The organism is Falsiroseomonas selenitidurans (genome assembly GCF_012103215.1).
GTDB classification, from domain to species: domain Bacteria; phylum Pseudomonadota; class Alphaproteobacteria; order Acetobacterales; family Acetobacteraceae; genus Falsiroseomonas; species Falsiroseomonas selenitidurans.
Map to the genome: position 1 here is coordinate 1 of NZ_JAAVNE010000023.1, position 12,295 is coordinate 12,295.

Annotated in this window: 14 protein-coding genes; 6 read left to right on the forward strand and 8 right to left on the reverse strand. The window is 73.5% G+C overall.

The window, feature by feature from the left end:
- Positions 1-223 precede the first annotated feature (223 nt).
- From HEQ75_RS14770 to HEQ75_RS14780, 3 genes are all read right to left on the reverse strand, one after another.
- Positions 224-670 (reverse strand): BLUF domain-containing protein, encoded by a 447-nt coding sequence (locus HEQ75_RS14770; protein ID WP_168031896.1) that lies wholly within the window; start codon positions 668-670, stop codon positions 224-226.
- 41 nt (positions 671-711) lie between these two features.
- On the reverse strand, positions 712-2,487 hold the full coding sequence (gene mutL, locus HEQ75_RS14775; RefSeq protein WP_168031898.1) for a DNA mismatch repair endonuclease MutL: 1,776 nt from the start codon (positions 2,485-2,487) through the stop codon (positions 712-714).
- Positions 2,488-2,564: 77 nt separating this feature from the next.
- Positions 2,565-3,164, reverse strand: a complete 600-nt coding sequence (locus HEQ75_RS14780; RefSeq protein ID WP_168031900.1) for a YqgE/AlgH family protein — start codon at positions 3,162-3,164, stop codon at positions 2,565-2,567.
- Positions 3,165-3,345: 181 nt separating this feature from the next.
- Here HEQ75_RS14780 and HEQ75_RS14785 point away from each other — a divergent pair, with 181 nt between their 5' ends.
- The 5 genes from HEQ75_RS14785 (at position 3,346) to HEQ75_RS14805 (ending at position 7,163) form a co-directional block, all read left to right on the forward strand.
- Entirely contained in the window at positions 3,346-3,828 is a 483-nt protein-coding gene (locus HEQ75_RS14785; RefSeq protein WP_168031902.1) for a peroxiredoxin, read from the forward strand.
- Positions 3,825-4,097, forward strand: coding sequence for a hypothetical protein (locus tag HEQ75_RS14790; protein ID WP_168031904.1), 273 nt, complete (start codon positions 3,825-3,827; stop codon positions 4,095-4,097). Before HEQ75_RS14785 ends, HEQ75_RS14790 begins: the two co-directional genes overlap by 4 nt.
- A 121-nt stretch (positions 4,098-4,218) precedes the next feature.
- Complete coding sequence (locus tag HEQ75_RS14795; RefSeq protein WP_168031906.1) at positions 4,219-4,782, forward strand: GbsR/MarR family transcriptional regulator; 564 nt, start codon at positions 4,219-4,221, stop codon at positions 4,780-4,782.
- A gap of 3 nt (positions 4,783-4,785) precedes the next feature.
- The gene (locus HEQ75_RS14800) at positions 4,786-6,153 is read left to right on the forward strand and encodes a cytochrome ubiquinol oxidase subunit I (protein WP_168031908.1); all 1,368 of its coding nucleotides are present in this window, start codon (positions 4,786-4,788) and stop codon (positions 6,151-6,153) included.
- A complete protein-coding gene (locus HEQ75_RS14805; RefSeq protein WP_168031910.1) occupies positions 6,150-7,163 on the forward strand; it encodes a cytochrome d ubiquinol oxidase subunit II in 1,014 nt (337 codons plus the stop codon). The genes HEQ75_RS14800 and HEQ75_RS14805 overlap by 4 nt, the downstream gene beginning before the upstream one ends.
- A 93-nt stretch (positions 7,164-7,256) precedes the next feature.
- On the opposite strand, the gene HEQ75_RS14810 is transcribed toward HEQ75_RS14805, so the two are convergent.
- Both HEQ75_RS14810 and HEQ75_RS14815 read right to left on the reverse strand, forming a co-directional pair.
- Positions 7,257-8,447 (reverse strand): glycosyltransferase family 61 protein, encoded by a 1,191-nt coding sequence (locus tag HEQ75_RS14810; protein ID WP_168031911.1) that lies wholly within the window; start codon positions 8,445-8,447, stop codon positions 7,257-7,259.
- Complete coding sequence (locus HEQ75_RS14815; RefSeq protein ID WP_168031912.1) at positions 8,444-8,962, reverse strand: hypothetical protein; 519 nt, start codon at positions 8,960-8,962, stop codon at positions 8,444-8,446. The genes HEQ75_RS14810 and HEQ75_RS14815 overlap by 4 nt, the downstream gene beginning before the upstream one ends.
- Before the next feature lie 307 nt (positions 8,963-9,269).
- On the opposite strand from HEQ75_RS14815, the gene HEQ75_RS14820 reads away from it, so the two are divergent.
- A complete protein-coding gene (locus tag HEQ75_RS14820) occupies positions 9,270-10,109 on the forward strand; it encodes a DUF1206 domain-containing protein (RefSeq protein WP_168031913.1) in 840 nt (279 codons plus the stop codon).
- Positions 10,110-10,167: 58 nt separating this feature from the next.
- Here HEQ75_RS14820 and HEQ75_RS14825 read toward each other — a convergent pair whose 3' ends face one another.
- The 3 genes from HEQ75_RS14825 to HEQ75_RS14835 all read right to left on the reverse strand — a co-directional run bounded on the left by HEQ75_RS14825 (position 10,168) and on the right by HEQ75_RS14835 (position 12,217).
- On the reverse strand, positions 10,168-10,926 hold the full coding sequence (locus HEQ75_RS14825; protein ID WP_168031914.1) for an SDR family NAD(P)-dependent oxidoreductase: 759 nt from the start codon (positions 10,924-10,926) through the stop codon (positions 10,168-10,170).
- 2 nt (positions 10,927-10,928) lie between these two features.
- The gene (locus HEQ75_RS14830) at positions 10,929-11,687 is read right to left on the reverse strand and encodes a crotonase/enoyl-CoA hydratase family protein (RefSeq protein ID WP_328734016.1); all 759 of its coding nucleotides are present in this window, start codon (positions 11,685-11,687) and stop codon (positions 10,929-10,931) included.
- Between the two features lie 74 nt (positions 11,688-11,761).
- The gene (locus tag HEQ75_RS14835) at positions 11,762-12,217 is read right to left on the reverse strand and encodes a MarR family winged helix-turn-helix transcriptional regulator (protein ID WP_168031916.1); all 456 of its coding nucleotides are present in this window, start codon (positions 12,215-12,217) and stop codon (positions 11,762-11,764) included.
- Positions 12,218-12,295 lie beyond the last annotated feature (78 nt).

Here is a 12,295-nt window from a genome sequence, read left to right on the forward strand (position 1 = left end):
CCTGCTGCGACGCATGGAACTGGCTCATCGCACAGCCAGAACAGATCACCACCATCGCATCGCGTGCATACGCACAGGTCAGAACATGACACCGGGCGTATAACTTGAGTGATCATGGTATGATCCTAGTCGAGTTTCCAATTGCTCAGACCGACAGCGCCTCAAGCCGCCGCTAAGTCTTTTGTGTGTCTGAAGCATCCGACGGGCATGAGAAGCTTGGCAATCACGCCACCTCCCCCGCCACCCGATCAAACACCTCCCGCGCCTCCGCCGCCGAGGCCCGCAGCATCGCCCCCGCTCGCACCTCCTCCCGGCTCCACATCCAGCTGCGCGCCGGGTCTTCCAGCATGTCCCAGTGGCCAAAAAGCCGGGCCGGCGCGTCGCCGGACCAGACGAGGGACACCTCCAGGTGCCGGTCGTCGCGCAGGATGCGGCCGAAGGTGGCGGTGACCTTGTCGCGGGGGCCTTCCAGCATCTGCAGGAACAGGTCGGCGCGGCAGATCAGCGCGCCCGTCAGCCCATCCCGCCGGTTGTTGTGCCGCGCCGTCATCAGGATGTCGTCCAGCATGTCCCCGGAAAAGCCGAAGGGGCGGGAGGCATAGATCAGCTGCATCAGCGGCGCGGCGGCCAGGGCCGGGGCGGCAGCCTTGGTGGCGGCAGGGGCGGTCATCGGCGCGTCTCCCATGGTCGTTGCGCCGAGGATGCACGCATTCAGCGCCGGCCGAACAGCCTTTCCAGCTCCGCCTTGCCGAAGCGCAGCACGGTGGGGCGGCCGTGGGAACAGGTGGCGGCGCGCGGCGTCGCCTCCATCTGGCGCAGCAGCGCCGCCATCTCCGCGCCCCCCAGCCGCCGCCCGGCGCGGATGGAGCCGTGGCAGGCCAGGCGGGCCACCGCCGCATCCAGCCGCGCCTCCAGCGCCAGGGCCTCGTCCATCTCGGCCAGTTCCTCGGCCAGGTCGCGCAGCAGCGGCGTCGGGTCCGGCGCGCCCAGCAGGGCGGGCAGGGCGCGCACCAGCACGGCGCCGGCGCCGAATCCCTCGATCTCCAGCCCCAGCCGGGCCAGATCCGCGGCGCGGTCCAGCAGGCGGGCGATGTCGCCGGCGGGCAGTTCCACCACGGCGGGCAGCAGCAGCGGCTGGGCGCGGACGCCGCCTTCCACCAGCTGCGCGCGCAGCGCCTCATGCGTCAGCCGTTCATGCGCCGCGTGCTGGTCCACCAGCACCAGGGCGCCGTCCGGCGCCTCCGCCAGCACATAGGTCTCGAGGATCTGGCCCAGCGGCCGGCCGAGCGGGCCTTCCGGGCCGAAATCCGCCGGCGGCGGCGGCGCGGCGGGGGGCGCGAAGCCCAGGTCGAGCCGCCCGGGGCCGCGCGGGCGGCCGGGCAGGGGCGTCGGCCGCCAGCCGGGGAAGCTCTCGGCGAAGCCGGGGCCGGCATCCCAGGTGGGCGGGGCCGCCGCCGGCGCGGCAAGGTCCGGCGCCTCCGGCGTCGCGCCCGGCGCGCCCACCGCCACGGCGCGGCGGAGCGCGGCGATCATCAGGCCGCGCACGCCTTCCGGGTCGCGGAAGCGCAGCTCCGTCTTCATCGGGTGGACGTTCACATCCACCGCTTCCGACGGCAGGTCCAGGAACAGCGCGGCGGCGGGAAAGCGCTTGGCCGGCACCAGGTCCCGGTAGGCCACGCGCAGCGCGGTGCGCAGCAGCGGGTCGCGCACCGGGCGGCGGTTCACCACCAGGTGCTGCGCGGCGGAGGTGGCGTGGTGGTGCGTCGGCAGCCCGGCCTGACCGGCCAGCTCCAGCCCGCCGCGGCGGGCTTCCACCGGCACGGCGGCGGCGGCGAAATCCGCGCCGAGCAGCGCGGCGATGCGGCCGGCGCGGTCGGCCTGGCCCAGCACCAAAGTGGGGCGGCCCTCCACCTCCACCCGGAAGGCCACTTCCGGCCAGGCCATGGCCAGGCGGCGCACCGCCTCCACCGCCTGCTCCGCCTCATGGCGCGGGCTGCGCAGGAAGGCGCGGCGGGCGGGGGTGGCGAAGAACAGGTCGCGCACCTCCACCCGCGTGCCGGGGGCGCCGGCGGCGGGGGAGACGGCGGATTTGCGGCCACCCTCGACGCGGATGGCATGCGCCGCGCCATCGGCGGGGCGGGAGGTGAGGGTCAGGCGCGCGACGGCGCCGATCGAGGGCAGGGCCTCGCCGCGGAAGCCGAGGGTGGCGATGCGGAACAGCATCGCCTCCTCCGCCAGCTTGGAGGTGGCGTGGCGTTCCAGCGCCAGGGCCAGATCCTCCGGCCCCATGCCGTGGCCGTCATCCTCCACCAGGATGCGGCCGATGCCGCCTTCCTCCAGCGTCACGGTGATGCGGGTGGCGCCGGCATCCAGCGCGTTCTCCACCAGCTCCTTCACCGCCGCGGCCGGCCGTTCCACCACCTCGCCGGCGGCGATGCGGTTGGCGGTGGTCTCGGACAGCAGGCGAATCCGGGGCGCGGGGGCCATGCCATCGGTGTGCGGCGGCTGCGGCGGGAAGTCCAGCGCTGGGGAATGGGGGGCGCCCGCCCGAGGGCACCCAGGTATCAGGCGTGCCCGGCGCTGCCCGACAGCGCGGAGGGGTCGATGCCCAGCCGCGCCATGGCGGCGCGCCACAGCTGGTCCGGGCGCTCCGCGAACAGCAGCGCCTCATCGGCCGGGACGCTGAGCCAGGCGTTCTGGTGCAGCTCGGAATCCAGCTGGCCCGGGCCCCAGCCGGCATAGCCCAGCGCCAGCACCCCCTCGCGCGGGCCGCCGCCGCCGGCGATGGCCTTGAGGATCTCGACGCTCGCGGTCAGGGCCAGGCCGGGCTTCACCGTCAGGCTGCCCTCCGTCTCCCAATCCGCCGTGTGCAGCACGAAGCCGCGGCCGCCTTCCACCGGCCCCCCCTGGGTCAGCCGGATGCGCCGGGCGGGCGGCACCGGCGCCAGGCCGAGCTGGCCCAGCAGGTCGTCGAAGGAGAGGTTGTCCAGCGGCTGGTTCAGCACGATGCCCATGGCCCCGTCCGGGGAATGGGCACAGAGGCAGATCACGCTGCGGGCGAAGCGCGGGTCGGACATGCCGGGCATGGCGACCAGAAGCTGGCCGGCCAGGTAGCCCTCGGGCTCGACGGGGTCGGTGGGGGGGGGCGGTTCACGTTGTGCCATGGCAGGGGAAACATGGCGGCCCACCCGCCCCCCCGCAAGCCGCGCCGCCTTCCGCAATCCTCCGCAGTGGCATCGCGCCCCCGCTCGTCGCCATCTGCCAGGACGGCGCGCATGGATGGCCCGCATGGACGGCATGGCACCTTCTGCCTTATGCAGCGTTCCGAGACCGAGGAGACCCCGCATGACCATCAAGGCTGGCGACACCATTCCCGATGCGAAGCTGATGCAGGCGACGGTGGAAGGCCCGAAGGAGGTCACCACGACCGACCTGTTCAAGGGCAAGACCGTGGTCCTGTTCGGCGTGCCCGGCGCCTTCACCCCCACCTGCTCCGCCAAGCACCTGCCGGGCTTCGTGACCCAGGCGGAGGCGCTGAAGGCCAAGGGCGTGGACGTCATCGCCTGCATGTCGGTGAACGACGCCTTTGTCATGGGCGCCTGGGCCAAGGACCAGGGCATCAGCGACCAGGTGGTGATGCTGGCGGACGGCTCCGCCACCTTCACCAAGGCGCTGGGGCTGGAGCTGGACCTGACGGCCCGCGGCCTTGGCATGCGATGCCAGCGCTTCGCCCTGGTGGCGAAGGATGGCGCGGTGACGCATGTCGCCGTCGAGGCGCCGGGCGCCTTCGAGGTTTCCAAGGCCGAAGCGGTGCTGGCCGCCCTGTGATCAACCCGGGCGCCTATGCGCTGTTCGCCTGGCAGGCCGGCTGGGTCTTCACCCTGCGCAGCCTGCAGCTTTCCGTCGACCCTGCCGGCGCCAGCGCGGCGCTGGCCGAGATGGTGGCGGAAAAGCAGAAGGCGTTCACCGATGGCGCCTTCGCCGCCACCCGCGCCGTGATGGCGGGTGCGCGGCCGGACCTGGTGGCGGCGGCGGCACTGCGCCCCGCCCGCCGCCGCGTCGCCGCCAATATCCGGGCGCTGCACCGCAAGCCCTGAGGCAGGAAGAGCCGCGCCGCGCGCGCCGGCCTCCGCCTGGCCGCTTCCCCGGTCGTTTCGAGCCTTGACCTTCCGGCAGCGTGATCCGATATTTCAGAAATTCCTGAAATGTCGGGCCGCCATGAAACTCCCACCCCTCGTCCAGGCCTTCGTGCTCCATTTCGGTGAGATGGGCAGCCGCTGGGGCATCAACCGCACCGTCGGGCAGATCTATGCCCTGCTGTATGTCTCACCCGATCCGCTGAACGCGGAGCAGATCGTCGAGGCGCTGGGCGTCTCGCGCTCCAACGTCTCGATGGGGCTGAAGGAGCTGCAGGCCTGGAACCTGGCCATCCCCAAGCACATCCCGGACGACCGGCGCGACCATTTCACCACGCCCGACGACGTCTGGCAGATCCTGCGCACCCTGGCGGAGGAGCGGAAGAAGCGGGAGGTCGACCCGACCCTGTCGGTGCTGCGCGAATTGCTGATGCAGACCCCGGGCAGCGAGGAGGAACGCCATGCGCAGGAGCGGATGGCGGAGATGCACGCGCTGATCGAGCAGCTCACCACCTGGTACGACGACGTGAAGCGGCTGGAGACGGAGCGCCTGGCCGCCCTGCTCGCGCTCGGCGCGCGGGTGACGCGGCTGCTGGAAGCGAAGGACCGGGTGGTCGGCCTGGTCCGCGGCAAGAAGGAGGGCTGAGCCATGGACCCGATCCTGCTGGCGCGCATGCAGTTCGCCGCCAACATCTCGTTCCACATCCTGTTCCCCACCATCACCATCGCGCTGGGCTGGGTGCTGCTGTTCTTCAAGCTGCGCTTCAACGCCACCAGGAACGAAGCCTGGATGGACGCCTACCGCTTCTGGGTGAAGGTCTTCGCCCTGTCCTTTGCGCTCGGCGTCGTCTCCGGCATCACCATGTCCTTCCAGTTCGGCACCAACTGGCCGGGCTTCATGGAGCGCGTGGGCAACATCGCCGGCCCGCTGCTGGCCTATGAGGTGCTGACCGCCTTCTTCCTGGAGGCGACCTTCCTCTCCGTCATGCTGTTCGGCTTCAGGCGGGTGCCGGGCTGGATGCACACCGGCGCCACCTTCCTGGTCGCCTTCGGCACGACGATGAGCGCCTTCTGGATCATCGCGCTGAATTCCTGGATGCACACCCCGGTGGGGTTCGAGATGCGCGACGGCGTGGCGCATGCCACGGACTGGTTCGCCATCGTCTTCAACCCCTCCATGCCCTACCGGCTGGCGCATATGCTGGTGGCCAGCGCGCTGACGGTGGCCTTCCTGCTGGCCGGGCTCTCCGCCTGGCGCTGGCTGCGCGGCGACCGGGCGCCGGGGGTGCGGAAGGCGCTGCACACCGGCATCGTCATGGCCGCGGTGCTGGCGCCGACGCAGGCCTTCCTCGGCGACCTGCACGGGCTGAACACGCTGGAACACCAGCCGGCCAAGGTGGCGGCGATGGAGGCGAATTGGGAGACGCGCGGCAACGTGCCGCTGGTGCTGTTCGCCATCCCGGATGAGCGCCGGCGGGAGAACCGCTTCGAGATCGCCATCCCCAACGGCGCCAGCCTGATCCTGCGGCACGAGGCCGCGGGCGTGGTGCCCGGGCTGAACGACTTCCAGGGCAACCACCCGCCGGTGGCCCCGGTCTTCTACGCCTTCCGCGTGATGGTGGGCATCGGCCTGCTGATGATCGCCATGGGCTGGGCCGGCGCGTGGTTCCTGTGGCGCCGCGGCAGCCTGCCCGGGCTGCTGCTGCGCGGCTTTGCGCTGATGAGCTTCGCCGGCTGGGTGGCGACGCTGGCCGGCTGGTATGTGACGGAGATCGGCCGCCAGCCCTGGCTGGTGACCGGCGTGCTGAACACCGCCGCCGCCGCCGGCCCGGTGCCCGCCACCGCCATCGGCGGCACGCTGGCGATGTACCTGGTGCTGTATGGGCTGCTGCTGCTGGCCTACATCGCCGCCCTCTTCCGCCTGGCCCGCGCCGGCCGGCTGGCGGAGACGCAGGACAACGCGCTGCTGAAGCCCGGCAGCGCGCCCGGCGCCGCCGGCCAGGAGAAGCTCGCATGACCCCCTTCCTGCCCGGGGAATGGCTGCCCCTGGTCTTCGCCGCCCTGATGGCGGTGGCGATCCTGGCCTATGTGGTGCTGGACGGCTTCGACCTCGGTGTCGGCATCCTGCTGGAGACGGCGGCGGAGGAGCCGGACCGGGACCGCATGATCGCCGCCATCGGCCCCTTCTGGGATGCCAACGAGACCTGGCTGGTGCTGGGCGTCGGCCTGCTGCTGGTGGCCTTCCCGATCGCCCATGGCATGATCCTGACGGCGCTTTACCTGCCCGTCGCGCTGATGCTGGTGGCGCTGACGCTGCGCGGCGTGGCCTTCGAATTCCGCGCCAAGGCGGCGGACAAGCCGGCCAAGCGGCGCTGGGACCGCTGGTTCTTCGCCGGCTCCCTGGCCGCGGCCCTGTCCCAGGGCTGGATGCTTGGGCGCTACGTGCTGGGCTTCGCTCAGGGCTGGGCGGCCACCGGCTTCGCGCTGATGGCGGCCATCGGCCTGGCGCTGGCCTATGCCTTCATCGGCGCCTGCTGGCTGGTCTGGCGGACGGAGGGGGCGCTGCAGGCCCATGCCATCCTCTGGGCGCGGCGGGCATTGTGGCCGGTGGGGCTCGGCATCCTGCTGGTCTCCGCCGTCACGCCGCTGGTCTCCGCCCGCATCGCCGCGCGCTGGTTCGACTGGCCGGAGATGCTGCTGCTGGCGCCCCTGCCGCTGCTGACGGTGGCGCTGCTGGCCGGGCTGTACCGGCTGCTGGCGCGAATGCCGCTGCAAGGCGATGCCTGGCACCAGGCGCCCTTCTGGGGGGCGACGGGGCTGTTCGTGCTGTTCTTCGCCGGCCTCGCCTGGTCCTTCTTCCCCTATGTGGTGCCGGAGCGGCTGACCATCTGGGAAAGCGCCAGCGCGCCGGAGAGCCTGTCCATCATCCTGGTGGGCGCGCTGGTCGTGCTGCCGGTGATCCTGCTCTATACCGTCTTCGCCTGGCGGGTGTTCGGCGGCAAGGCGCGCGACCTGACGTATTACTGAGCGGCCCCCTGGCGGGGCCGCCCGCAGGCGCCGGGCGCGAAGCTCCGGCCTCCTTGGCTCGCGGCCCCGGCCGCGACGCCGTCCTCGGACCGGTCAGGGGAAAGGCCCGCCGGTGGGCTGCGTCGGGCGGCCTGCGCTGTCCTCCAGCGCGTCCAGCGCCCGTTCCACCGCCGCCAGATCCACCAGATAGGGGCTGTTGTTGCGGTCGCGGCTGGCCGAGAAGCTCTCGCCCACCGCATGCGCGATGCGCAGCCCGGTGAGGTGGGTGGAGCTGTCGATCAGCGGCCGCGTGTAGTCCGGCGAGACCAGGCTGAGCACCCCGGTGCCGGGGGCGGAGAAGATGGCGTTCAGCAACCCGCCGCCCAGCGCCCCGGCGACCAGGCTGGCGGAGCGGTACAGCGCCAGCTGGCCCGCCACGTCGAGGGTGGAGGGCACCACCGGCTCGAACCCCCGGCGGCGCAGCAGGGCCACCACTTCCCGCTCGTTCAGCAGCATCCGGTCCCAGGCCCAGGCGTCGCGGCGCACCACCAGGATGCGCCGCTGCCCGGCCGGCATGGCCGCGGTGGCACGGCGGAACGGCGCCACGCTGCGCGCATCCAGCCAGCGGGGGAAGGAGGCGACGAGCACCTGGCGCAGCCGCAGCAGGGTCCGCGGCGCGTGCACCAGGAAGGCGTCCTCCGCCTGGCCGGATACCGCCAGCAGGAAGCCGCGCCAGCGCCGCCAGGCCTCCTGCGACACCAGCAGGCGCGGCCGCGGCGCCGGCAGGGCTTCCCACAGCGCCAGCTTGGGCAGGGTGTCGATCAGGAAGTGGGTGAAGGCGTTGTCCGCCTGGCACATCAGGTGGAAGACCGGCTCCTCCACCGTCCGCACCGGGCCGGGCAGGGCGGACAGCGCGCCATCCTCGGCCCGCAGCAGGCCGTAGAGGCGCAGCGTCAGCGCGAAGCGGGCCGGGTCCGCGGCGATCTCATGCGCATGGGCGGCCAGGCCGTCCAGCACCACCCCGCCATCGGCCCCGATCACGGCGCCACCGCCCGCCAGCCAGGCATCGCGCAGGCTGGTCAGGCGCAGGCCGTGGTCCATCTCCCACCGCCCGTACAGGGCGGTGGGCCGGCCCTCGGCGCCGAAGCAGGGGCCCCAGGCGTATTCGTGCCGCCCGGCGGGGTGCAGTTCCAGCACGCCCCCATCGCTGTCCAGCAGTGCCGCCGCATCGGCCACCGGCGCGAAGGCTTCCGGCCCCTTCAGCCGGAGCGCGGCGGGCGGGCGCTCGGGCGGTGGCGCCCTCATGCCACCAGCCCCACGGCGGCCGGCACGCCCTCTGCCGGGCGCCACAGCGTGGCGCCGGCATCGGCCGCGTCCGGATTGGCAAAGACCTGCACCAGGCAGGAGGGCCCGGCGGCGGCCAGCGCCGCGCGGCGGTCGGCGGCGGCGACGCGCGGGGTGCAGAGCAGCGCCTCGACCCGCCTCGGCCCGGTGGCGAGATGGGTGATCTGTGCCACCGCATCCGGCCCGGCCGGCAGCAGGTGCAGGGCGAAATCCGGGCGGATCTGCCGCAGCGCTGCCAGCAGCAGGTCCGGATCGCCATGGTGCAGGCCCAGCAGGATGGCCTGGCGGCTGAGATAGCGGTGGTTCAGCCCCTGCACGGCGGCGTGCATGGCGGCGGCCAGCACGAAATGCGGCGCCGGGCGCCGCAGCCGCGGCGGCACCAGCGCCTCGAAATACCGTTGCAGCACGGGGCTCGGGAACAGGATGTCCCCATCGGCCCCGGCCCTGATCGCCAGGAGGAGGTCACGCGGAAGCACCCGCGCCGCTTACGGCGGAATGCGCGGGGCCGCAATGGCATGCCCCCGGTGAAAGCGATGTTATTGCACGACAATCCTCTGCCCCAAGCCAGCCGCCTTCAGCGCGCGTCAGGGCCGCGCTGTGCCCCGCCGCCGCGCCGGCCGGCCGCGTTCGCCACCGGCGATGTCGCGGAGCCGAAGGGGGCGGGCTTCCCCGGCGACCGGGGCGCCGGCCGCCGGACCCTTTGCCGGCCTGGCGCGCAGGCGGCGGCGCGGGAACCCTGCGGCCGCCGGGCTCGTTGCGCCCGGCAGCAGACCGGGGACACCGATGGCCAGGACGCGATCACGCCTCGAAGGGCTTGCACGGCTCGGCTACGCGGCGCGCGGCGCGGTCACGCTGGTGGTCGGCGGGCTGGCACTGCTGGCCGCGCTGTCCCGCGGCGGGCAGGTGACGGGGTCCCGCGGCGCCATCCAGGCGATCTTCGCCCAGCCGCTCGGCGCCGTGCTGATCGGCGTGGCGGCGGCCGGGCTGTTCGGCTTCGCGCTGTGGCGGGTGTTCCAGTCGCTGCTGGATGCGGATGGGCGGGGGCGCGACATCAAGGCGCTGCTGGCCCGCGCCGGGCAATTGGTCTCTGCCGTCACCTATGCCGGCCTCGGCGTCTTCGCGCTGAGCCTGGTGCTGGGCCGGGGCAGTGGTGGCGGGGATGAGGAGGGTGCGGCGCAGGACTGGACCGCCTGGCTGCTGGCACAGCCCTTCGGCCGCTGGCTGGTCGCGGCCGCCGGGCTGGCCGTGGTGGGGGCGGCGCTGGCCATGGCGAGGCAGGCCTGGACGGCGCGCTTCCGCCGGCATCTGGCCTGCGACGCGGCGGCGGCGCGCTGGGTGGTGCCGCTGGGGCGGCTGGGCTACGCGGCGCGCGCCGTGGTGTTCCTGGTGATCGGCGGCTTCCTGATCCTCGCCGCCTGGCAATCCGACCCCAGCGAGGCGCGGGGCCTGGGCGGCGCCCTGCTGGCGCTGCAGGCGCAGCCCTACGGGCGGCTGCTGTTCGGCGTGGTCGCGGCGGGGCTGGCCGCCTTCGGCGCCTTCGAATTCGCCGAGGCCCGCTACCGCCGCATCGACACGCCGGACCGCGCGGACATGGCCGACGCTGTCGGCATGCGCGACCGCTAGCCTCCTCCGCCCTTCATGGCGGAGAGGGTTGGGTGAGCGGGCCGTGTGACCGCGGCGATCAGGCCGGCGGCAGCCGCAGCGCGCCGTCCAGCCGGATGGTCGTGCCGTTCAACTGCGGGTTGGCCGCGACCGCCAGCACCATCCGCGCGAATTCCTCCGGCCGGCCCAGCCGGGCCGGGAACAGCGGCATCTTCCCCAGGCTCTCCCGCGCCTCCGGCGTCAGCGTGTCCATCAGGGGCGTGTGGAACAGGCCCGGTGCCAGCGTCACCACCCGCACGCCGAAGCGCGCCAGTTCCCGCGCCGCGGGCAGCGTCAGGGCGGCCACGCCGCCCTTGGACGCCGCATAGGCGCATTGCCCGATCTGCCCATCCTCCGCGGCGATGGAGGCGGTGGTGACCACCAGGCCGCGTTCGCCATCCGCCATCGGCGGGTTGCTCGTCATCCGCGCCGCCGCCAGGCGCAGCAGGTTGAAGGTGCCGACCAGGTTCACCCGCACGACGCGCTCGAACAGCGCCAGGTCGTGCGGCCCCTGGCGGCCGGCGACGCGGGCGGCGGGCGCGATGCCGGCGCAGGCCACCGCGACGCGCAGCGGGCCGAGCGCGGCGGCGGCCTCGACCGCCGCCTGCATCGGCGCTTCCTCCGCCACGTCGCCGGGGATGGCGGCGCCGCCGATGGCCGCGGCCACGTCGCGCGCCGCGCCCTCGTTGATGTCGAGCACCACCACCCGCGCGCCGGCCTCCGCCAGCGCCCGTGCCGTGGCGGCGCCGAGGCCGGATCCGCCGCCGGTGACCAGTGCCGATGCGCCCCGCAGCTCCATGCTCAACCCTCCCCCGCCTTGGCCGCCCGCTTCTCCAGGAAGGCGGCGAGGCCAGCCTGCGCCTCCGGCCCGGTCTGGGCCAGGGCGGCCATCATGCTCTCCACGAACAGGCCGTCCTCCTCCGCCATGTCCTGGATGCGGGGCAGGGCCTGCAGCACGCCGAGCACCGTCAGCGGCGCCATCTGCGCCACCTTGGCCGCCAGCACGCCGGCCTGGGCCGGGGCGCCGCCGGGCTCGGTGAGGTAGGTGACCAGGCCGGCGCGCTCCGCCGCCGCGGCGTCCAGCGCGCGGCCGGTCAGCATCATGTCCGCCATCCGCGCGGCGCCGAGGATGCGCGCCACATGCACGCTGGCGCCGCCGCCGACGAAGATGCCGCGGCTGCCTTCCGGCAGGGCGAAGCGCGCGGTGAGGTCCGCCACGCGGATATGGCAGGCGGCCGCCAGTTCCAGCCCGCCGCCGACGCAGGCGCCATGGATGGCGGCGATGGCCGGGATGCTGCCCGCGCGGATGCGGCGGAACACGGCGTGCCAGCCGCGGGAATGGTGGAACACCGCCTCCGCCGTGCGCGCGGTGTGTTCCGACAGGTCGAGGCCGGCGGAGAAGCAGGGGCCGTGGCCGAACACCACCATCGCCCGCGCCGCGCCCTGCGCGCGGGCCACCGCCGCATCCAGCGCCGCCAGCAGCGCGTCGCTGATGGCGTTGCGCTTGGCCGGGCGGTCGAGGCCGATCCAGGCGACCTGCTCGCGGACCTCCAGGCTCACCAGCGATGCGGCCATAGGCGGCCTCCGTTCGTTATAGGCCATAACAATAAGACCGCCGCCCGCGGCCGGCAAGTTCAGCCGCGGGCGATGTGGCGCAGCGCCGCCAGCAGCGCGGCGCGCCCGGCGGGGTCCAGCCCCTCGGCCAGTTCCTTCTCCACCTCGGCTTCCGCCGCGGCGCCGCGCTTCAGCAGGGCGCGGCCGGCGGTGGTCAGCCGCAGGCGGTTGGCGCGGCGGTTGCCGGCTTCCTCCGCCCGGCGGATCAGCCCCTCCGCCTCCAGCGCCGCGAGCAGCACGGTGAGGTTGGAGGGCTTGATGCGCAGCGCCTCCGCCAGCACCGCCTGGCGGATATCGGGGTTGGCCTCGATCAGCAGCAGCACGCCGAGCCGCCCGGGTGTCAGGTTCAGCGGGCCGAGCATGCGGTGCAGCGTGTCGAAGCTCACCTGCTGCGCCAGGCGCAGCCAGAAGCCCAGCTTGTCCTCCAGCGGGGCGAGGTCGGGTTGCTCGGCTGGCGCGCGGCGGGTCAGGGACATGCCACCCGGCTTACAGGATGCACGCGACCCCTTGGAAGGGGGCGCGGTTCCTACTATTATGGGATATAACAGTCGGGC

Bases quoted from the DNA above. Each gene is read 5' to 3' on its own strand.
- HEQ75_RS14835 (WP_168031916.1), bottom strand. From the start codon at position 12,217: ATGTCCCTGACCCGCCGCGCGCCAGCCGAGCAACCCGACCTCGCCCCG.
- HEQ75_RS14770 (WP_168031896.1), bottom strand. From the start codon at position 670: ATGACCGCCCCTGCCGCCACCAAGGCTGCCGCCCCGGCCCTGGCCGCC.
- HEQ75_RS14805 (WP_168031910.1), top strand. From the start codon at position 6,150: ATGACCCCCTTCCTGCCCGGGGAATGGCTGCCCCTGGTCTTCGCCGCC.
- HEQ75_RS14800 (WP_168031908.1), top strand. From the start codon at position 4,786: ATGGACCCGATCCTGCTGGCGCGCATGCAGTTCGCCGCCAACATCTCG.
- HEQ75_RS14780 (WP_168031900.1), bottom strand. From the start codon at position 3,164: ATGGCACAACGTGAACCGCCCCCCCCCACCGACCCCGTCGAGCCCGAG.
- mutL (WP_168031898.1), bottom strand. From the start codon at position 2,487: ATGGCCCCCGCGCCCCGGATTCGCCTGCTGTCCGAGACCACCGCCAAC.
- HEQ75_RS14795 (WP_168031906.1), top strand. From the start codon at position 4,219: ATGAAACTCCCACCCCTCGTCCAGGCCTTCGTGCTCCATTTCGGTGAG.
- HEQ75_RS14810 (WP_168031911.1), bottom strand. From the start codon at position 8,447: ATGAGGGCGCCACCGCCCGAGCGCCCGCCCGCCGCGCTCCGGCTGAAG.
- HEQ75_RS14820 (WP_168031913.1), top strand. From the start codon at position 9,270: ATGGCCAGGACGCGATCACGCCTCGAAGGGCTTGCACGGCTCGGCTAC.
- HEQ75_RS14785 (WP_168031902.1), top strand. From the start codon at position 3,346: ATGACCATCAAGGCTGGCGACACCATTCCCGATGCGAAGCTGATGCAG.
- HEQ75_RS14825 (WP_168031914.1), bottom strand. From the start codon at position 10,926: ATGGAGCTGCGGGGCGCATCGGCACTGGTCACCGGCGGCGGATCCGGC.